Origin of the sequence: Streptomyces sp. NPDC002773 (assembly GCF_040295605.1) — a bacterium.
Lineage (GTDB): Bacteria > Actinomycetota > Actinomycetes > Streptomycetales > Streptomycetaceae > Streptomyces.
On record NZ_JBEOVO010000007.1, the window covers coordinates 185,279 to 205,250 of the forward strand.

Below are 19,972 nucleotides of genomic sequence, written 5' to 3' on the forward strand. Positions count from 1 at the left end.
CTCAGGACTTTACGGCGCCGGAGAGCAGGTCGAGGCTCCAGAAGCGCTGGATGACGAGGAAGAGGGCGATGAGCGGGGCGATGGCGAGCAGCGCGCCCGTGATGACCAGGGTGTACAGCGCGGGCTGGCTGGCACCCTGCTTGAGGAGGGTGAACAGGCCCACGGTCATGGGGAACTTCTCGTCGTCGCCGAGCATGATGAACGGCAGCAGGAAGTTGTTCCAGATGGCGACGAACTGGAAGAGGAAGATCGTCACCAGGCCCGGGGACATCATCGGGACGCCGATCCTGAGGAAGATCCTCCACTCTCCGGCGCCGTCCATGCGGCCGGCCTCGACGAGTTCCATGGGGATGGCGGCCTGGGCGTAGATGCGGCCGAGGTAGACGCCGTACGGGGAGAGGATCAGCGGCAGCATCACCGAGGCGTACGTGTCCGTCAGGTCGGCCTCGGCCATCAGCAGGTACTGCGGGATGGCGAGGATGACCGGGGGCATGAGGACGCCCGCCAGCATGATGTTGAAGAACGCCTCGCGGCCGCGGAAACGGTAGACGGCGAGGGCGTACCCGGCGAAGGCGGAGACCACGGTGGACAGGATGCCGCCGAGCCCGGCGTAGACCACCGAGTTGCCCATCCAGCGCCAGTAGATGCCGTCGCGGTATCCGGTGAGGTCACCGACGTTCTCGGCGAAGCCGCTGCCGGGCAGGAAGGTGAAGGTGGAGAAGAGCTCGTCGTCGGCCTTGGTGGCGGCGACGAGGACCCAGGCGACGGGCAGCAGGCAGTAGAGGGCGCCGAGGACGAGGGCGGCCGTCGGCAGCAGGGCGGTGCGGCGGGGGCGCGGCGGGCCCTGGGAGGTGCCGGGGGTGGAACCGGCGGCGGGGGCTTTCTTGCGCAGCGGCGGGGAGGCGAGCCCGGTCATCGGGTGGTTCCTTGCGTGGTGCGGCGGTTGGAGATCCTGAGGAGGGCGAAGGAGAGCGCGAAGGTGGCGAGGGCGAGCACGACGGCGGTGGCCGAGGCGGCGTGGATGTTCCCGCCGGTGAAGGCGTCGCTGTAGACCTTCATCAGCGGGCTCCAGGTGGACGGGATGCCGTTGGTGAGCGGCTTGAGCGTCATGGGCTCGTTGAAGACCTGGAGGGTCGCGATGATCGAGAAGAAGAAGGTGAGCACCAGCGAGGGCACCACCATCGGGATCTTGACGCGGAGCGCGATCTGGAGCTCCGAGCAGCCGTCGAGCTTGGCCGCCTCGTAGACCTCGGTGGGCAGGGAGCGCAGCGCGGTGTAGATGACGATCATGTTGAAGCCGGTGCCGCCCCAGATCGCGATGTTGGACATCGCCAGGTAGAGCGGTCCGCCGTCCATGAGGTCGGGCTGCGGGAGGCCGGCCTTGTCGAGGAGGTAGTGGAAGGGGCTGACGGCGGGGAGGTAGAGGAAGCCCCAGAGGACGGCCGCGATGACGCCGGGGACGGCGTACGGGAGGAAGATCGCGAGCCGGGCGAAGGAGCGGGCCCGGACGCGCTCGGAGTCGAGCAGGAGCGCGAAGAAGAGGGCGAGGCCGAGCATGACGGGGACGACGACGGCGCCGTAGCCGAGGACGCGTAGGGCGCTCGCGAGGAGTTCGGAGTCGGAGAGGGCGGAGGCGTAGTTCTCCAGGCCGGCCCAGACCTCGGACTTGGCGCCCTTGCCGAGGCCGAGCCCCTTGATCTCGACCTTGTGGAAGCTGAGCCAGACGGCGTAGCCGATGGGGAGGGCGAAGAAGAGGGCGAAGAGGACGGCTGCGGGGAGGAGGAAGCCGTACGGGGCCGCCTTGACCCCGTACGACCGGCGCGCGCCCTTGGGGGGCTGCGTCACTTGGCGACCTCGAAGCCCTGCTTCTGCAGGTCCGCGACGGTGGCGTCCTGCATGGCGGTCAGGGCCTCGGGGAAGCCCTTCTTCGCCTTGGCGGCCTTGCCGAACTGGTCCTTGAAGGAGGTGTAGGCGACGTTCACGTTGGGGCCCCAGGCGGCCGGTGCGGTGGTCTTCGCGATGGCGGCGGCGCTGGTGTAGAAGTCGGGCTGGTTGGCGAAGTAGTCGGGGGCCTTGGCGAGGGCGCCGCTGGTCTGGGCGGCGGTGGCCGCCGGGTAGACGCCGCTCTCCTTGACGAGGGCGGCGAGGGCCTTCGGGTCGGTGTTCAGCCAGGTGGCGAACCGGGCGGCGGCTTCCTTGTGCTTCGAGTCGGTGGTCACGGCGGTGGAGGAGCCGCCCCAGCTGCCGGTGGTGTTCGCGCCCTTGGTCCACTGCGGGAGGGGGGCCATGGCCCACTTGCCCTTGGTGTCGGGGGCGGCGGTGGTCAGGGTGCCGGGGGCCCAGACGGCGCTGACCCAGGCGATCTGCTCGCCGGTGTTGAGGGCCTTGTTCCAGGCGGGGGTGTACATCGGCTGGTTGTCGACGGCGCCCTCGGCGACCAGGCCGCCCCAGAAGTCGGTGACCTTCTTGGTGGCGGCGTCGTCGATGCCGACCTTCCAGGTGTCGCCCTCGAAGGTCCACCACTTGGCGCCGGCCTGCTGGGAGAGGCCGGCGAAGAGGCCGGAGTCGTTGGCGGAGAAGGTGGTGAGGGACTTCTTCGGCGCCTTCTTCTTCAGGTCGCGGGCGGTCTCGGCGAACTCGTCCCAGGTGGTGGGGACGGTCAGGCCGTACTGCTTGAAGAGGTCCTCGCGGTAGAAGAACATCAGCGGCCCCGAGTCCTGCGGCAGGGCGTAGACGGCCTCGCTGCCGAACGTGGTCTGCTGCCAGATGCCGGGGGCGAACTTGTCCTTGGCGCCCTGGGTTTCGCGGGCGATGTCGGCGAGGGCGTCGTTGCTGACGAGGGTCGGGAGGGCCTGGTACTCGGCCTGGACCAGGTCGGGGGCCTTGTGCGCCTTCGCCGCGGTGATGATCTTGGTGACGAGGTCGTCCCCGGAGGCCTGCTTCTGCACCGTGACCTGGATGTCGGGGTGCTCGGCGTTCCAGAGGGCCGCGACCTTGTCCATGCCGGGCGCCCAGGCCCAGTAGGTGAGCTTGACCGGGCCGGACCCGGCGCCGGCCTCGTCGCCGGAGTCGGAGGATCCACAGGCGGTGAGCGCGGTGGCGCCGAGGAGGACGGCGGTGGCGGCGGCGAGGCTGCGGCGCGTGATGTGGGGCATGGGGTACTTCTCCCTGACCGAAAGGGGCCTCTCTCGCAGACGGAGAGGCCGGCCATGCATCTGTGAGCGTTCACAGTAGAGAAACGTTCCGGACACTTGTCAATGGTTGTTCCTGTGCGGTTATGTTGCGTTGCCACATCGAGACCGGGTGTGTGCACGTTCCCAGCACTAGGCTTCCCTCGTTCGACGTTTCAGGAGAGACTCATGCCGCAGACCACTCCCAAGGGCCTGCACCGGCTCGCGTTCGGCGGGGATTACAACCCCGAACAATGGCCGGAAAGCGTCTGGCAGGACGACGTCCGGCTCATGCGTGAGGCCGGCGTCACCATGGTGAGCGTCGGGATCTTCTCCTGGGCCCTCCTCGAACCGGAGCCGGGCCGTTACGACTTCGGCTGGCTCGACCGGCTCCTCGACCTGCTCCACGAGCACGGCGTGCGGGTCGACCTCGGCACGCCGACCGTGGCGCCGCCCGCCTGGTTCTACCGCGCCCACCCGGAGGCCCTGCCCGTCACCGCCGAGGGCCTGCGCCACTCGTACGGATCACGCGGGGCGATCTGCCACAGCTCCGCCGCCTACCGCGCGGCCGCCGCGGGCATCACCACCGAGCTGGCCCGCCGCTACGGCAGCCACCCCGCGCTCGCGCTCTGGCACGTCCACAACGAGTACGGCGTCCCCGTGAGCGCCTGCTACTGCGACAGTTGCGCCGCCCACTTCCGCCGCTGGCTCCACGAGACGTACGGCTCGGTGGCGGCCGTCAACGAGGCCTGGGGCACGGCCTTCTGGGGGCAGCGGTACGGTTCGTACGAGGAGATCGACCCGCCGAGGCTCACCCCCACCGTCGGCAATCCTGCGCAGCAGCTCGACTACCGCCGCTTCGCCGACGCCACCATCCGCGAGAACTTCCGGACGGAACGGGACATCCTCCACGCGCTCGCGCCCGGCATCCCCGTCACCACCAACTTCATGACCGCCCTCAGCCAGTGCGACTCCCTCGACTACTGGGCCTGGGGCCGCGAGGTCGACCTCGTCACCAACGACCACTACCTCATCACCGACGGCCGACGCACCCACGTCAACCTCGCCATGGCCGCCGACCTCACCCGCTCCGTCGCCGGCGGCGCCCCCTGGCTGCTCCTCGAGCACTCCACCTCCGGGGTGAACTGGCAGGCCCGCAACCCGGCCAAGCGCCCCGGCGAGATGGCCCGCAACTCCCTCGCCCATGTCGCCCGCGGCTCCGAGGGCGCCATGTTCTTCCAGTGGCGCCAGTCCCGGCGCGGCGCCGAGAAGTTCCACTCCGCGATGGTCCCGCACGGCGGTACCGACACCCGGATCTGGCGCGAGGTCGTCGCCCTCGGAGCCGACCTCGACGCGCTCGCCGAGGTACGCGGCACCCGGACCGTCGCCGATGTCGCCGTGCTCTGGGACTGGCACTCCTGGTGGGCGCAGAACCTGGAATGGCGCCCCAACGCGGCCCACGACGCCCGCGAGCGCGCCGACAGCTTCTACGAGACCCTCTACGACCGGCACCTCACCGTCGACTTCGCCCATCCCGAGTCCGACCTCTCGGCCTACCCGCTGGTCGTCGTCCCCGCGCTCTACCTCACCACCGAGGCCGCCGGGCAGAACCTCCGCGAGTACGTCGAGAACGGCGGCACGCTGGTCGTCTCGTACTTCTCCGGGATCGTCGACGAGCACGACGCCGTCCACCCCGGCGCCTACCCGGGCGCCCTGCGGGACGTACTGGGCCTCACCGTGGAGGAGTGGTCGCCGCTCCTCGACGAGCAGCGCGTACGGATCGCGGGGCCGGACGGAACCGCGCTCACCGGTGACGTGTGGACGGAGTTCGTCCGGCCGCGCGGCGCCGAGACCGTCTGGACGTACGCGGACGGGCCGGCCGCCGGCGGCCCCGCCGTCACCCGGCACCGGCTCGGCCGGGGCACCGCCTGGTACGTCTCCACCCGGCTCGACGCGGCCTCGCTCGACCCGATCGTCGCCGCCGCCTGCGAGGACGCCGGGGTCGCCCCGCGCGCCGCGCTGCCGCGTGACGTGGAGGTCGTGCGCCGCGCCGGGGAGGGCGGCGCGGAGTACGTCTTCGTCCTGAACCACTCCGACGAGGAGGCCGAGGTGCCGCTGGACGGCACGGGCACGGAACTCCTCGCCGCCGGCGCCCCGGCGGCGGGCAAGCTCACCGTCCCGGCCGGCGCCGCCAGGGTCGTACGCCTGGACGGCTGACGGCGCCGAACCCTGCGGACGGGTCCGTGCCGAGCACGCACGTCACCCGCCCAGCCGGTGCCGTACCGACCGCGCCCGGTCGGTACGGCGCCTCCCCCACCCGGCCCGGCCGGGTCCCCGGACTCCCCGGGGGCGGCTGCGCATGCAGCGCCGCCCCCGGGCGAGCAGCACCACCCGCACCACCCGCACCACCCGTGAGGAACCGCACCACTGTTCATATCCGCCGCCGTCGAAGGGACTCGACGATGCACCCCACCACGCACCCCACCACCAGAAGCCGCTTCCGGCTTCGTGCCGCGGCCGTTGCCGCGGCGCTCGCCGCCCTGCTCCTGACCCCGCTGCCCGCGGCCCCGCGGGCCGAGGCCGCCGCCACGCTCACCAACGCCGGGTTCGAGACCGGCGCCGCCGGGACCGCCACCCCGGCCGGCTGGTCCACCTACTCGGCTGCCGGTCAGAACGCCGCCTCGTTCACCGAGGCCGGAGGCCGCACCGGCGGCTACCGCCTCACCCACTGGGCCTCCGCCGCGTACAAGGTGGAGACGTACCAGTACCTCTCCGGGCTCACCGACGGCACGTACACGCTGAGCGCCTGGGTGCGCTCGGGCGGCGGCCAGAACGCGGCCTATCTGGCCCTGCGCAACTGCGGCTCCGCCGAACAGCGCACCGACCTGCCGGTGACCTCCAACGGTGCCTGGATACGGCTCGTCACCTCGGTCCAGGTGACCGGCGGCGCCTGCACGGTCAGCGTCAACTCGGACGCCAAGGCGGGCAATTGGCTGAACGTCGACGATCTCACCTTCACCTCCGGGTCCACCGGGCTCACCGTGAAGGGCGTCGACCTCTCCACGCTCAAGAAGAGCCAGGACCTCGGCGGTACGTACCGCACCGCCGCCGGCGCCACCGGTGACCCGGTCGCGATCCTGAAGAACGCGGGCGCCACCTACGGCCGCCTCAAGGTGTGGGTGAACCCGGCCGACGGCTACAACGACAAGGCCCGCGTCCTCGCCACCGCGCAGCGGATCAAGGCCCAGGGCATGAAGCTGCTCGTCGACTTCCACTACTCCGACATCTGGGCCGACCCGGGCGCCCAGACGAAGCCCGCCGCCTGGCAGGGCCACTCGTACGCACAGCTCAGGACCGACGTCTACAACCACACGTACGACGTCCTGAACGCCCTCAAGGCGCAGGGCACCACGGCCGACATGGTCCAGATCGGCAACGAGATCAACACCGGCATGCTCTGGCCCGAGGGCTCGACGAGCAACTGGTCCCAGCTCGCGGGGCTGCTCAACTCCGGGATCTCGGCCGCCAAGGCGGTCTCCTCCGGGACGCAGATCGCACTGCACCTCGCGCACGGCGGCGACAACGCCCTGTACCGCACGTGGTTCGACAACGCCAAGGCGCAGGGCGTGAGTTACGACGTGATCGCGCTCTCCTTCTACGGTTACTGGCACGGCGCCCTGTCCTCGCTCCAGACCAACCTGGACGACATCTCGGCCCGTTACGGCAAGAAGGTCCTCGTCGTGGAGACCGCGTACCCCTTCCGACTGGACAGCGAGGACACCCACGAGAACATCATCGACCTGTCGTCCGAGCTGGTCTCCGGCTACCCGGCGAGCCCGGCCGGACAGTCGGCCTGGCTGCGGGACATCATGAACGTCGTCGAGGCCGTCCCGAACGGCCGCGGCCTCGGGGTCGTCTACTGGGAGCCGACCTGGACCGCCGTCACGGGCAACGGATGGGACCCGGCCGACCCCTCCTCCGGCAACGGCTGGGAGAACCAGGCCCTGTTCGACTACGACAGCAAGCTGCTGCCGGCGGCGAGCTGGCTCGCCCACCGCTGACCGGTCCACGCGTGAGGAGGGGCGGGCTCGTTCGCGAGCCCGCCCCTTCCGTGCGTCCTGCCTACCACTCGGCGAGCGAGCCGTCGTCGCGGCGCCAGGCCGGGTTGCGCCAGCGGTGACCCACCTCGGCCGCCCGCTCGACCGCCTTCGCGTCGACCTCGATGCCGAGGCCCGGCCCGGTCGGCAGGCCCACGTGCCCGTCCTCGTACCGGAAGACCGAGGGGTCGACCAGGTAGTCGAGCAGGTCGGAGCCGGTGTTGTAGTGGATGCCGAGGCTCTGCTCCTGGATCAGCAGGTTCGGCGCGGCGAAGCCGACCTGGAGGCAGGAGGCGAGCGCGATCGGACCCAGCGGGCAGTGCGGGGCGAGGGAGACGTCGTACGCCTCCGCCATCGCGGCGATCCTGCGCACCTCCGAGATGCCGCCGGCGTGCGAGAGGTCCGGCTGCGCGACCGCGATGCCCTGGTCGAGCACCTTCTTGAAGTCCCAGCGGGAGTAGAGGCGTTCGCCGGTCGCGATCGGGATGGAGGTGGAGCGGACGATGTCGCCGATGTGGTCGCTCATCTCCGGGACGACCGGCTCCTCCACGAAGAAGGGCAGGTACGGCTCCAGGAGCGGGAGCACCCGGCGGGCCATGGGGGCGGTGAGCCGGCCGTGGAAGTCGATGGCGATGTCGAACTCGTCGCCGACGGCCTCCCGGATCGAGGCGACCCGGTCCACGATGGCCTGCGTCGCGGCGGGGGTGTCGATGAGCCGCAGCTGCGCCGAGGCGTTCATCTTGATCGCGGTGAAGCCCTCGTTCTTGCGCGCCAGGGCCTCGGAGGCGACCTCGTCGGGGCGGTCGCCGCCGATCCAGCTGTACACGCGCGCGCGGTCGCGGACGTTGCCGCCGAGCAGCTGCCAGACGGGGACACCGAGGGCCTTGCCCGTGATGTCCCACAGGGCCTGGTCGATACCGGCGATGGCGCTGGAGAGGATCGGGCCGCCCCGGTAGAAGCCGCCCTTGGTGAGGACCTGCCAGTGGTCCTCGATCTTCATCGGGTCCTGCCCGATGAGGTAGTCGGAGAGCTCCTCGACGGCGGCGGCGACGGTGTGGGCGCGGCCCTCGACGACGGGCTCGCCCCAGCCGGTGATGCCTTCGTCGGTGTCGATGCGCAGGAAGCACCAGCGCGGGGCGACGAGGTAGGTGCGCAGGGAGGTGATCTTCACTTGGATTCCTTCTTCACGGTCCAGCCGCCGTCGACGACCAGGTTGGTTCCGGTGATGTAGGCGGCGTCGGCGGAGGCGAGGAAGGCGACCGCCGAGGCGACCTCCTCGGGACGGCCGAGCCGCGCGAGGGCGGTGGCTTCGGCGGAGAGCCGGCGTCCCTCCTCGTCGACGTCGTTCCAGACCTCGGTGAGGATGGGGCCCGGCAGGACGGAGTTGAAGCGCACGTCGGGCCCGTACTCGACGGCCAGCTGGCGGACCAGGGCGCACATGCCGCCCTTGGCGGCGGCGTACGCGGCGTAGCCCGGCAGTCCGAAGTCGGCGTGCACGCTGGAGGTGGCGACGAGGCTGCCGCGCTCGGCGCGCAGGTCGTCGAGGAAGGTGCGGGTGGCGAGGTACAGGGCCCGCAGGTTGATGGCCATCTCCCGGTCCCAGAGGGCGACGGGGAGTTCGTGGGCCGCGGCGGAGGTGTGGATGAAGGCGTTGCTGTGGAGGATGCCCACCGGGCCGAAACGGGCGTGGGTCTCGGCGCGCAGGGCGGTCCAATCCTCCTCGGAGGCGACGTCGCAGTGCACGTAGGCGGCCTGGCCCCCGTCGGCGCGGATCGCGGCGGCGACGGCTTCGCCGGCCTCGTCGGCGATGTCGGAGACGATCACGGACGCGCCCTCGGCGGCGAGCCGGGCGGCGCTGGCCGCCCCGATGCCGGAGGCCGCGCCGGTGACGACGGCGGTCTGTCCGGAGAAACGGTTCATGGCAGTGGGTTCCTGGTGTTTCCGGGTGCGGATACGGGAGGGAGGGCGCCGTCGCCGCCCGGGATGCGGGCCGGGCGGGGTGGCGGCCGGCGGAGTGGCGGCCGGCGGGATGGCGGCCGGCGGGATGGCGTCCGCCGGGGTGGCGGCCGGCGGGGTGGCGTTCGGGAGGTCAGCGGCTGATGTCCTGGGCCGTGAGCAGGCCGAGTTCGGCTCGGCGCGGGAGGCCCTCCCAGTCGCCGGGGACCGAGACGGCGAAGGCCCCGCAGAGCGCGGCGAGGTGCAGGCACTCCTCGACCGGGGAGCCGTCGAGGACGGCCGCGAGGTAGCCGGAGACGAAGGCGTCGCCTGCGCCGACGGGGTCGACGGCGGTGACGGGGACGGCGTGCCGGACGTGGAGCGCGTCGTCGCCGGTGGCGACGAGGGCTCCCTGCGCGCCGAGTTTCAGCACGGCCTGGCCCGGCCCGAGCCGGGTGAGGGCGCGGGCCATCCGCTCCGGTGTGTCCTCGGGCACGAAGAGGGAGGCCTCCTCGGGTCCGGCGAAGACGATGTCGGCGTACGGGAGGAGACCGGCCAGCACCCTGGCGGCGTCGGCACGGCTCCAGAGCCGTTCGCGGTGGTTGACGTCGAAGGAGACGGTGACCCCCGCGGCGCGGGCGACCGCGACGGCGCGTTCGACCGCGGCGCGCGCGGTGGCGCTCAACGCCGGCGTGATGCCGGTGACATGGAGCACCCGCGCGCCACTGATCTGCGTTTCGTCGAGGTCCTCGGGCGCGAGGCGGGATCCGGCGAGCCCGGCCCGGTAGTAGCTGACGCGGAGCCGGTCGGCGGTGCGGCGCTCACGGAGCATCAGACCGGTGGGCGCCGCCGCGTCCGTACGGGCGGCGGAGACGTCGACGCCCTCGGCGCGGAGGCCCGAGAGGACCATCGCGCCCGCCGCGTCGTCGCCGACCCGGCCGGTCCAGGCGGCCGGGTGGCCGAGGCGGCTGACGCCGATGGCGACGGTCGCCTCGGCGCCCGCCCAGCCGAGCCGGAGGGGGGTGCCGGTGGCGAGCGGTCCCGGCACGATCGCGGCGGCCACCGCCATGGCCTCGCCGAGGGTGACGAGGGCGGGCGGGTTCCCGGCCGTCATCGGCGTATCCCGTCGAGGAAGGCGGCGGCGCGGTCGGCGAGGGCGGCGAGCGAGCCGCCCTCGCAGGCGTCCCCGACGAGGGGGCTGCCGACGCCGAGCGCGGTGGCGCCGGCGGCGAGGTAGGCGGGGGCGTCGGCGGCGCCGATCCCGCCGGTCGGGACGAGGGGGACGTCGGGCAGCGGGGCGCGGACGGCGCGGAGGTACTCCGGTCCCCCGGCGGCGGCGGGGAACAGCTTCACCAGGGTGGCGCCCGCCCGCCAGGCGGTGAGGATCTCGGTGGGGGTGTACGCGCCGGGGAGCACGGGGACGCCCAGGCGGATGCCTTCCGCGATGACCTCGGTGGAGGTGGTCGGGGTGATGAGGTAGGTGGCTCCGGCCTCGACGGCGGCCTGCGCCTCGGCGGGTGTGGTGACCGTGCCGGCGCCGAGGGCGAGCCCGGGCGGGGCGTCGGCGGCGTACTCGCGCAGGGCGTCGAGCACACCGGGGGTGGTGAGGGTGAACTCGGCGGCGCGGACGCCGGACGCCACCAGGGTGTCGGTGACCTCGGCGAAGCGGGTGGCGGAGGTGGAGCGGAGGATCGCGATGACGGGGGCGGCGGCGAGGGCGGCCCGGAGGGCGTCGTGGGGGGCGGATCCCTCGTACCGGGCGGCTGTTGTCGGGTCTGGGGTGCTCATGGTGCTGCTTCTTCCTGTGGTGCGGGGAGGGTGCGGCTCAGCGACCGGCCGGCCGTACGGGGAGCGGGGGCCGGGCGGTCAGCGGTCGGCGTACGGGGGCCGGCTCAGCGGTCGGCGTACGGCGGGGTGGGCAGGCCGCGGGCGCCGGGGCGGCAGGCGAAGAGGCGGCCGGCTTCCGGTTCCGCGCGGCGGCGGTCCTCGTCGAGGCCCTCGGTCGCCGTGGTGATGACGAGGACGTCGAGGTCGGGTCCGGCGAAGGCGCAGCTCGTCACGTGCGAGGCGGGCACCTCCACGCGCGCGTGGAGGGCGCCTTGGGGGGTGAAGGCGAGGACTTCGCCGCCTCCCCACACGGCGACCCAGACGCGTCCCTCGCTGTCGACGGTGAGGCCGTCGGGGACGCCGCGGTCGAGGACCGCGAAGGGCCGGCGGTCGCTCAAGGTGCCGGTCACCGTGTCGTAGGTGAAGACGTCGACCCGGGTGGTGGGGCTGTCGGCGTAGTAGAGGCGGGTGCCGTCGGGGCTCCAGCCGAGGCCGTTGGAGATGGTGACGGAGTCGATGAGGGTGACCAGGCCTTCGCCGTCGAGACGGTAGAGGGCTCCCGCGCCGGGGCTCTCGTCGTACGCCATGGTCCCGGCGAGGAGTCGGCCCGCGGGGTCGACCGCGGCGTCGTTCATCCGGCGCGGCAGGCCGTCCTCGGGGAGCGCGGGCGCGGCGAGTTCGACGGCCTCGGTGACCGGCCGGTCCTGGTCCAGGTGCAGGAAGGAGGTGCCGGCGGCGGCGAGCAGGGCTCCCGAGGCGCAGGGCAGGGCCGCGCCGACGGGACGGTCGAACCGGAGCGTGGCCACGGGGCCGAGGTCCGGCCGGCCCTGCTCGTCGGTGAGCGCGGCCCGGTGGACGAGGCCCTCGGGGATGTCCACCCAGAGGAGTTCCTGGCGCCGGTCGTCCCAGACGGGCCCTTCCGTCAGTCGTCCTGGCAGGGGGGAGCAGGGTACGGCCCTGAGGTGCTGCATCTGGCCTCCTCGGTCGGCGGGTGGTGCGGCAGACGAAAAGTTACGGGTTCGTCTAACGGTTGTAAATATCCCGCCCGCCGCTTCTTCCAACCCTTTGAATAAGATCGCGGCAACGGGTGCCCACTCGGGGCCTTACAAGCGGAGGACACCAGCCATGCTCAAGCGGACGTCGCAGGACATTCGCCGCCTCAACCGCTTCGAGGTCCTGCGGCGCTTCTACGCGGGAGCCGACGCCGTCAGCCGTCAGGACCTCGCGGCCGCGACCGGCCTCTCCTTCGCCACCGTCGCCAATCTGACCTCCGAGCTCCTGGAGGCCGGCGTCCTCGTCGAGGCCGGCCACGAGGACTCCAGCGGCGGCCGCCCCCGCGCCCGGCTGGCGGTCAACGCCGGCCGGGGCGCGCTGATCGGCGTCGACATCGCCGAGACCTGCGTCCAGGCCGAGCTGTTCGACCTGGCCCTGGAGGTCCGGCACTCCGTCGAACGCCCGCTCCCGCCGGGCGACGTACGGCCCGCCGACGTGGTCGAGCAGCTCGCCGACTGCGTCGAGGAACTGCTGCGGGTCTCGGCCGTGCCCCGCGCGCGCGTGCTCGGCGTGGGCGTCAGCGTGCCGGGCATGGTGGAGCGCGAGGGCGGGGTCTCCTCCTTCTCCCCGTACTGGTCGTGGCACGAGGTACCTCTGCGCGCCCTCCTCGACGAACGCCTCGGGCTTCCCCTCCGGCTCGACAACCCGCTACGGGCCAGCACCGTGGCCGAGCTGTGGTTCGGTGCCGGGCGGGAGGTGGACGACCTGGTCGTGCTCACCCTGCGGGCCGGGGTCGGCGCCGGGATCGCGATCGGCGGCCAGCTCTACCGGGGGTTCACCAACAGCGCGGGCGAGTGGGGCCACACCTGCCTCGCGATCGACGGCCGGCTCTGCACCTGCGGCAACCGGGGTTGTGTGGAGGCGTACGTCAGCACCCGGGGCATCGCCCAGACCTGGCGCGAGCTGGCACCCGGCGACGAGCGGGCGACGGGCCCCGACGACGCGGCCACGGTCGCCGCCCTGGCGCGCGCGGCGGACGAGCGGGACCCGGCGGCCGCCGAGGTCATCGACCGGACCGGGCGGTATCTGGGCGCTGCGACGGCGAACTTGGTCAATCTGCTCAACCCCCGGGTCCTCGTCCTCGGCAACCAGGTCGTCGACCTGCTCGGCGAACGCCTGCTGACCGCCACGTACGAGGCGGTCACCCGGCACGCGCTGCCGCTGCCGCACCGGGCCGCGTCCCTGCGGCGCAGCGCGGTCCCGCATAACGCGGTGACGCGCGGCGCGGCCGCCTTCGCCCTGGAGGGCTTCCTCGACGACCGCGAGGTCTTCGGCCCGGTCAGCCGGATGCGCCAGCCCAGGGAGCGCAAGGACGGCAGACGCGCGGGGGCCACGGGGGCCTGAAGCCGGCCGGGCGAACGGGCACGGGCGGCACCGGCCGGCAGCACGGACAGCCAGGGCCGGCACGGGCAGCGGGCAGCCAGGACCGGCCGTACAGACCGAGAGCCGGTCGGCTCAGGCCGACGCGGACCGCCCGACGGCCGGCCGCCAGGGCCCAGCACGACCCGCCGGACCGTCGAACCGCCGGACCGCCCCCGCCGTTCAGCGCGTCGGGCGGTGCCCGAGGCGTTGGGACAGCTCGTTCGCGCCCTTCACGGCCAGGGCCGTGAGTTCGTTCTCGCCGTCCTCCGTCCAGCGGTGCACCGGCACCGAGATGGAGAGCGCGGCGACGACACGGCCGGAGCGGTCCCGGACCGGCGCGGCGACGCAGCTGACGTCGGGGTTGGACTCCTGCTGCTCGACGGCGACGCCGAGGATCCGGATCTCGGCGAGCGCGGTCCGCAACGCGTCCGGACCGGTGAGGCTGCGGGGCGTCATGGCCACCAGCTCGCGCCCTTCGAGGCGTTCGTCGAGCTCGGCCTCGTCGAGGGTGGCGAGCAGCATCTTGCCGACGGCGGTGCAGTGGGCGGGCAGCCGGCGCCCGGTCGCGGAGACCATCCGCACCGCGTGGCTGGAGTCGACCTTGGCGATGTAGATGACGTCCATGTCCTCGAGTACGGCCACGTGGACGGTCTCGCCGCACGTGTCGGCCACGTCGCGGGCGACCTGGTGGCCCTCGGCCGCGAGGTCGAGCTGCTCGGCGTAACGGCTGCCGAGCTGGTACGTGCGGACGCCGAGCCGGTAGCGGCCGGGCTGTCCCGTGACCGGGACGAGGTAGTTGCGTGCGGTCAGGGTGGCGACCAGCTCATGGGTGGTCGTGCGGGGCAGCTGGAGCCTGCGGGTGATCTCGGGGGCGGACAGGGTCCCGTCGCCCTCCAGGAAGAGTTCCAGTACGTCGAATGCCCTGGTCACCGCCGGAACGAGTCGCCCCATGACCCCCACCTCACCTCTGACCGTTCGAAATCCCGTCGCACGATCGAAATCGCGAACAGAGACTAGCGGCGCGCCTCGGACCGGGGCAACGGATTCGGCCGGGGCCGCCTCTCATCGAAGCGCTTCGACCTTCTTCCGCCGTCTCTCTGGACACGTCAACCCGGCCGCGTTACGGTCTCGCTGAGATGCCGAAGTGATCATTCGACACCCGTCGTCGAAGCGATTCACCTCAGTCACGGCCCGGGGGAGAACGGATGGTCACGCTCGCCGAAGTCGCCCGGCACGCCGGGGTGTCGGCCAGCACGGTGAGCTACGTCCTCAGCGGCAAGCGGCCCATCTCGGACGACACCCGGGAGCGGGTGCGGGCCAGTATCGACCGGCTCGGCTACCAACCCCACGCGGGCGCCCGCGCGCTCGCCAGCAGCCGTTCGCGGATCATCGCGCTCATGGTGCCGCTGCGCACCGACATGTACGTGCCGGTGATGCTGGAGATCGCGGTCGCCGTCGCCACCGCCGCCCGTGCGCACGGCTACGACGTCCTGCTCCTCACCGGGGAGGAGGGCCCGTCGGCGCTGCGCCGGGTCAGCGGCAGCGGGCTCGCGGAGGCGGTGATCCTGATGGACGTCCAGCTCGACGACGAGCGGCTGCCGGTCCTGCGCGCGGAGGGCCCGCCTGCTGTCCTGGTCGGCCTGCCCGCCGACCCCTCCGGACTGAATTGCGTCGACCTGGACTTCGCGGCGGCCGGAGCGCTCTGCGTGGAGCATCTGGCCGGTCTCGGACACCGGGAGATCGCGGTGATCGGCGAGTCCCCCGGTGTCTACGCACGGCACACGGGCTTCGCCGAGCGGACCCTGCGCGGGCTGCGCGACCGGGCTGCCGAGCGCGGCGTCCGCCTGCTGCACCGGCCGTGCGAGGGCGGTCATGGCGCCGTGGCGGGCGTGCTCGCGCGGATCCTCGACGAACGGCCGGCGACCAGTGCCTTCGTCGTGCAGAACGAGACGGCGGTCGAGCCGCTGCTCGCACTGCTGCGACGCGCGGGCAGGGCTGTACCGGAGGACGTGTCGGTGGTCGCGGTCTGCGCCGACCAGGTCGCCGCCCAGGCCTCGGTGGCGCTGACCTCGGTGGCGATCCCGGCACAGGAGCTGGGCCGCAGGGCGGTGGAGCGGCTCGTCGCCCGCCTGGCCCGGCCGGAGGGGGCGGACACCGTCGGGGTCGAACTCCTCACGCCCGAGCTGTCCGTACGGGACAGCTCGGGACCTCCACCGCGCGGGCCGGCAACCTGACGGCCCACTCCACGCGGCCCGCCCTCGGCTCAGGAGCCGGCGGTCCGCGACGCCACGCGTCCTGAGGAGCCGACGGTCCGCTCCTCCCCCGCGCGCAGCACCAGCCTGGACGCCCCCGCCGGGGTCCTGAGGTCGATCTCCGCGTCCCGGTCGGGGCGGAGGACGGCGTGGTACGCCCCCGGCGTCCAGGTCAGGTCGAGGCGGGCGCCGAATCTCGTCCGCACGCCCGTCAGGCGGCCGCGCGGATACGCGTCGGGCCGCGCGGGCAACAGGACGAGCCGTCCCGGTGTGGACTGGACGAGGGCTTCGATGAGGAGCGCGGGCAGGGCGTGGGCGGCGTCGGCGTTGTAGACGTCGCGGGCCGGATAGTGCGCGCTCATCAGGGAGTCGTGGAAGTAGTCGCCGGTGAGCACGCGCGCGAGGGCACCGCCCGTGCGGTCCGCGTCCCCCAGGCGGGCGGCGATCAGGCCGTGGTGGAGGTGGCCGTGGGCGGAGTCGTTCTCGCTGCCCCGGAGTTCGAGGGCGCGCCGGGCGGCCCTGGCGAGGTCGGGGGTGTCGTACGGGTTGATCTCGTCCAGCGGCCAGACGGGGTAGAGGTGGCTGAGGTGCCGGTGGTCGTAACGGTCGCCGAGTCCGGGCCAGGCCCATTCGGCGAGCGCTCCGTCCTCGTTGACCCGGTACTCCGGGAGCCGGGCGGCGAGCGCCCGCAGGCGGGCGGCGTCCCGTGCCGGCGCCCGGTCGGCGGCGGCGTGCAGGGCGTGCCGGGCGGCGGCGATGTCCATGGTGGCGTTCACCGCGCCGCTTCCGCTCCAGCCGCGCGGCCGGTTCTCCGGCGAGTAGGAGGGGACGACGGCGATCCGCCCGTCGGGGCCGGTGCGGGTGAGGAAGTCCTCGTAGAAGAGGGCGAGTTCGGCGAGAACGGCCGAGGTCCTCGGGTCCCGCCGGCCGCTCGCCTCCTCGTCGTCGAGGAGCGGCTTGAGGAGCCAGTCGGCGCCCGCCGTCCACAGCTGGAGGGGGTACTCCCGGCTGAAGTGGTACGTGTGCCCCGAAGCGCCGTCCGTGTGGGAGGGGGCGACGATGCCCCGGGCGCCGAAGATCGCCCGTGCGTTGTCGCGCCAGTCCCCCGACTGCCCGTGGATGAGGGACGCGTGGGCCTCCGTCACCTCGGGGAGGTCGGCGGCGACGGCGGACGCGGTCTGGAGGTTGAGGTTGGCGTCGGTGGTGAACGCCCCCGACCAGGCCGTGTCCCAGTCCCCCGTCCAGAGACCCGTGAGCCGGGGCGGATGCGTACCGGAGGAGGAGAGCAGGTGGTAGCGGCCCGCGGCGAAGAGGCGTTCCAGGAGGGCGGCGCTTCCGGGGCGGCGGAGGAGGGCCGAGCCGGGGAGGGCCCGCTCGGCCTCGTCCCCGCCGAGGTCGAGGGTGACACGCCGGTAGGCGGCACCGTGGAGCGCGGAGTGGCGGGCGAGCAGCCGGGCGTACAGGGAGGCGGGATCCACGGGTGCCCCTCCGCCGGTCAGGGCCCGCAGGGCTTCCGTCTCCCGGGCCGTGTCGAGGTCTCCCGCATGGGCCCGTACCCGGGTGAGGAGCAGCAGGCGCCCCGCGCCCTCGACGCGGACGCCGCCGGCGGTGACCGTGGTGCGTCCGGTGTCGATGAGCAGGAGGGTGAGGCCGGTGTAGCCGAGCGGGCTGTCCGGGTAGCGGGCCCGGAGGGTGAGGACGGTCTCCCCGCGGGCGGTGGCGACGCCACGGCCCGCCCCGAGGTCGGCGGGGACGCCGGGCAGCCGGTGGTCGAGCTCGATCTCGACGACGGGTCCTGGCGCGGTGACGTACTGGACGAGGACGTCGTCGGCGCGCGAGACGAAGACCTCGCCGCGCCGCTCCCCGCACACGCAGGACACGACCCCGGTGGTGAAGTCCACGGACCGGCGCACGGGGAGCGCCGGCGTGCCGGGCGCGCGCCGGACCCGGGTCAGGAACCCGGGGTGGAAGGGTCGCACCCAGCGCAGCGGCCGTCCGTCCGTGAACCCTTCGGCGGCCGTCGGGTCCCCCGCGAGCAGGGCGTCCTGGAGGGTGGGGAGCGCGGCGGCGAGCCGGGGCGGCGCGGTGGCGGCGGGCGGGTTGTTCGGCCGTACGAGGGTGTGGTGGGTGACGATCACCCGGTCGTCCTCGGGGTCGCCGAGGACGAGGGCGCCGTGCCTGCCGTTCCCGGCGAGGAACGCGTCCTCCCAGCGGGAGGCGGGCGCGGGTTCCCAGGTGCCGTGGGTGACGGGCGCTCGCCCGCGGGTCACGTCGTCGGGGCTCGGCATCTGGACTCTCCGTAGGGGATGGGGACTTCGGCGTGCGCTCAGCCCTTGACGGCGCCGGTGAGCATGCCCTTCCTGAAGTGCTTCTGGACGAAGGGCGAGAGGACGGCGACGGGGAGCAGGGCGAGGACCATGACGGCCATCTGGACGGCGAGCCCGGAGAGGTTCCCCGCCTTGACGGCCTGGCCGAGGCCGACGGGGATCTCCTGTTTCTGCGCGAGCTGGATGAGGACGTTCTGCAGCGGCATCATGTTCTGGTCGCTGAGGTAGATGGAGGCGTTGAACCAGGCGCTCCAGTAGCCGACCGCGTAGAAGAGGGTGATGACGGCGATGACGGCCCGGGACAGCGGCATCACGATCTGCCAGAGGATCCGCAGGTCTCCGGCGCCGTCGATGCGGGCGCTGTCGACGAGTTCGGGTGAGACGCCCATGAAGAAGCCGCGCAGGACGAGGATGTTGAAGACGCTGACGGCGCTCGGGAGGATCAGCGCGAGATAGGTGTCGGTGAGGCCGAGGGTCTGCACCAGGAGGTACGTGGGGATGAGGCCGGCGCCGAAGAACATGGTGGCCATCAGGGTCAGCAGGATGGCGCGGTGGCCGAGCGAGCCGGGCCGGGAGAGACCGTACGCGCAGAGGATGGACACGGCCATCGAGAAGAGCGTGCCGGTCAGGGTGACGAGGACGCTGACGACGGCGGCGCGGGTGACCTGGCCGCCGCTGAGGAGCTCCTGGTAGGCGATGAAGGTGATGTCCCTGGGGACGACCACCAGACCGCCGGTCTCCGTGATCGCCTTCTTGGAGGAAAGGCTGGTGACGACCACGATCCAGAGCGGGAAGAGGACCGCGAGGCAGGCGAGGACGAGGACCGCGCCCTTGGCCGCGAGACCGGCCCTGCCGGGCGGCTCCTCCCAGACGGCCCGTGCGGGCGCCGCCCACCGGGACGTGAGGCGCTGGGTCACTTCCGGTACACCCCCTGCTCGCCCATGAGGTGGGCCGCCTTGTTCGCCGAGAGGACGAGGACGAGGCCGACGACTCCCTTGACCAGTCCCGCGGCGGCCGCGTAACTGAAGTCCTGACTGCGCAGGCCGGTCCACCACACGAAGGTGTCGAGGACCTCGGCCGCCCCCGGCCCGACGGCGTCGCGTTGCAGGAGCAGCTGTTCGAAGCCGACGGTCAGGGCGTCGCCGACGCGGAGGACGAGCAGCAGCGCGATGACGGGCCGCAGGGCGGGCAGGGTGACGTGCCACATGCGGCGCCACCGGTTCGCGCCGTCCATGGCGGCGGCCTCGTACAGGTCCTGGTTGACGGCGGCGAGCGCGGCGAGGAAGACGATGACGCCCCAGCCCGCGTCCTTCCAGATGCCCTCGGCTGTGACGAGGAACTTGAAGACCGCCGGGTCGGTCATGAGGTCGAAGCCCTCGTGGCCGTGCTGCCTGAGGGTCTGGGCGATGATGCCGGCGCCGCCCAGGATCTGCTGGAAGACCGTGATGACGAGCACCCAGGAGAAGAAGTGCGGCAGGTAGAGGACGGCCTGGACGACCGCCCTGACCCGGGGCCGCAGGATGCTGTTGACGAGCAGGGCGAGCGCGATGGGCACAGGGAAGAAGAGCACCAACTGGAGGACGAAGAGGACGAGGGTGTTCTCGACGGCGTGCCAGAACCCCGGGTCGGAGAAGACCCGTTCGAACTGGGCCAGGCCGACCCAGGGGCTCTCCAGCATGGCGGTGACGCCGTTGGTCGAGACGTACGGGTCGTAGTCCTGGAAGGCGACCACGTTCCCGAGGATCGGGACGTAGTGGAAGACCAGGACGAGCGCGAGCGCCGGGACGGTCATGAGGAGGAGCGTCCGGTCGCGCCGGAGCCGCCGGCCGAGGGGGACGTGCGCGGCCGTACGGTTCCGGCGGCGGTCGCGGCGGCGGGCGCGGGGGGCCCGGCCTGCGGTGGCCCGCGCGGCCGGTCCCGCCTCCTTCTGGGTGTCGAGCGTGGCCACG

The 19,972-nt window shown here is 72.8% G+C and carries 16 protein-coding genes; 4 read left to right on the forward strand and 12 right to left on the reverse strand.

What is annotated here, in order from left to right:
- Window position 1: 1 nt before the first annotated feature.
- Genes ABT034_RS12355 through ABT034_RS12365 form a run of 3 tightly spaced genes read right to left on the reverse strand, consistent with a single transcriptional unit; the run spans window position 2 to window position 3,155 of the window.
- Window positions 2-916, reverse strand: a complete 915-nt coding sequence (locus tag ABT034_RS12355) for a carbohydrate ABC transporter permease (RefSeq protein ID WP_351214075.1) — start codon at window positions 914-916, stop codon at window positions 2-4.
- The gene (locus ABT034_RS12360) at window positions 913-1,845 is read right to left on the reverse strand and encodes a carbohydrate ABC transporter permease (RefSeq protein ID WP_351214077.1); all 933 of its coding nucleotides are present in this window, start codon (window positions 1,843-1,845) and stop codon (window positions 913-915) included. The genes ABT034_RS12355 and ABT034_RS12360 overlap by 4 nt, the downstream gene beginning before the upstream one ends.
- Entirely contained in the window at window positions 1,842-3,155 is a 1,314-nt protein-coding gene (locus ABT034_RS12365) for an extracellular solute-binding protein (protein WP_351214079.1), read from the reverse strand. The genes ABT034_RS12360 and ABT034_RS12365 overlap by 4 nt, the downstream gene beginning before the upstream one ends.
- A 204-nt stretch (window positions 3,156-3,359) precedes the next feature.
- Here ABT034_RS12365 and ABT034_RS12370 point away from each other — a divergent pair, with 204 nt between their 5' ends.
- A complete protein-coding gene (locus tag ABT034_RS12370; protein WP_351214081.1) occupies window positions 3,360-5,387 on the forward strand; it encodes a beta-galactosidase in 2,028 nt (675 codons plus the stop codon).
- Window positions 5,388-5,632: 245 nt separating this feature from the next.
- Window positions 5,633-7,231 carry a glycoside hydrolase family 53 protein gene (locus tag ABT034_RS12375; protein WP_351214083.1) on the forward strand — a complete coding sequence of 533 codons (1,599 nt, stop codon included), beginning with the start codon at window positions 5,633-5,635 and terminating at the stop codon, window positions 7,229-7,231.
- A gap of 61 nt (window positions 7,232-7,292) precedes the next feature.
- Here ABT034_RS12375 and dgoD read toward each other — a convergent pair whose 3' ends face one another.
- The 5 genes from dgoD to ABT034_RS12400 form a co-directional block, all read right to left on the reverse strand.
- A complete protein-coding gene (gene dgoD / locus ABT034_RS12380) occupies window positions 7,293-8,438 on the reverse strand; it encodes a galactonate dehydratase (RefSeq protein WP_351214085.1) in 1,146 nt (381 codons plus the stop codon).
- The gene (locus tag ABT034_RS12385; RefSeq protein WP_351214087.1) at window positions 8,435-9,187 is read right to left on the reverse strand and encodes an SDR family NAD(P)-dependent oxidoreductase; all 753 of its coding nucleotides are present in this window, start codon (window positions 9,185-9,187) and stop codon (window positions 8,435-8,437) included. The genes dgoD and ABT034_RS12385 overlap by 4 nt, the downstream gene beginning before the upstream one ends.
- 169 nt (window positions 9,188-9,356) lie before the next feature.
- Window positions 9,357-10,316 carry a sugar kinase gene (locus ABT034_RS12390; protein ID WP_351214089.1) on the reverse strand — a complete coding sequence of 320 codons (960 nt, stop codon included), beginning with the start codon at window positions 10,314-10,316 and terminating at the stop codon, window positions 9,357-9,359.
- Window positions 10,313-10,990 carry a bifunctional 4-hydroxy-2-oxoglutarate aldolase/2-dehydro-3-deoxy-phosphogluconate aldolase gene (locus ABT034_RS12395; RefSeq protein ID WP_351214091.1) on the reverse strand — a complete coding sequence of 226 codons (678 nt, stop codon included), beginning with the start codon at window positions 10,988-10,990 and terminating at the stop codon, window positions 10,313-10,315. The genes ABT034_RS12390 and ABT034_RS12395 overlap by 4 nt, the downstream gene beginning before the upstream one ends.
- Window positions 10,991-11,094: 104 nt before the next feature.
- Window positions 11,095-12,000 carry an SMP-30/gluconolactonase/LRE family protein gene (locus ABT034_RS12400; protein ID WP_351214093.1) on the reverse strand — a complete coding sequence of 302 codons (906 nt, stop codon included), beginning with the start codon at window positions 11,998-12,000 and terminating at the stop codon, window positions 11,095-11,097.
- Window positions 12,001-12,154: 154 nt separating this feature from the next.
- Here ABT034_RS12400 and ABT034_RS12405 point away from each other — a divergent pair, with 154 nt between their 5' ends.
- Window positions 12,155-13,426, forward strand: a complete 1,272-nt coding sequence (locus tag ABT034_RS12405; RefSeq protein ID WP_351214095.1) for an ROK family protein — start codon at window positions 12,155-12,157, stop codon at window positions 13,424-13,426.
- A gap of 198 nt (window positions 13,427-13,624) precedes the next feature.
- Here ABT034_RS12405 and ABT034_RS12410 read toward each other — a convergent pair whose 3' ends face one another.
- A complete protein-coding gene (locus tag ABT034_RS12410) occupies window positions 13,625-14,395 on the reverse strand; it encodes an IclR family transcriptional regulator (protein WP_351214097.1) in 771 nt (256 codons plus the stop codon).
- 254 nt (window positions 14,396-14,649) lie between these two features.
- Here ABT034_RS12410 and ABT034_RS12415 point away from each other — a divergent pair, with 254 nt between their 5' ends.
- The gene (locus ABT034_RS12415; protein ID WP_351214099.1) at window positions 14,650-15,678 is read left to right on the forward strand and encodes a LacI family DNA-binding transcriptional regulator; all 1,029 of its coding nucleotides are present in this window, start codon (window positions 14,650-14,652) and stop codon (window positions 15,676-15,678) included.
- A 29-nt stretch (window positions 15,679-15,707) separates the two neighbouring features.
- On the opposite strand, the gene ABT034_RS12420 is transcribed toward ABT034_RS12415, so the two are convergent.
- Genes ABT034_RS12420 through ABT034_RS12430 form a run of 3 tightly spaced genes read right to left on the reverse strand, consistent with a single transcriptional unit; the run spans window position 15,708 to window position 19,971 of the window.
- Window positions 15,708-17,984, reverse strand: a complete 2,277-nt coding sequence (locus ABT034_RS12420) for a glycosyl hydrolase family 95 catalytic domain-containing protein (RefSeq protein WP_351214101.1) — start codon at window positions 17,982-17,984, stop codon at window positions 15,708-15,710.
- A gap of 38 nt (window positions 17,985-18,022) precedes the next feature.
- Window positions 18,023-18,940 (reverse strand): carbohydrate ABC transporter permease, encoded by a 918-nt coding sequence (locus tag ABT034_RS12425; RefSeq protein ID WP_351214103.1) that lies wholly within the window; start codon window positions 18,938-18,940, stop codon window positions 18,023-18,025.
- On the reverse strand, window positions 18,937-19,971 hold the full coding sequence (locus tag ABT034_RS12430; protein ID WP_351214105.1) for an ABC transporter permease: 1,035 nt from the start codon (window positions 19,969-19,971) through the stop codon (window positions 18,937-18,939). Before ABT034_RS12430 ends, ABT034_RS12425 begins: the two co-directional genes overlap by 4 nt.
- Window position 19,972: the final 1 nt, after the last annotated feature.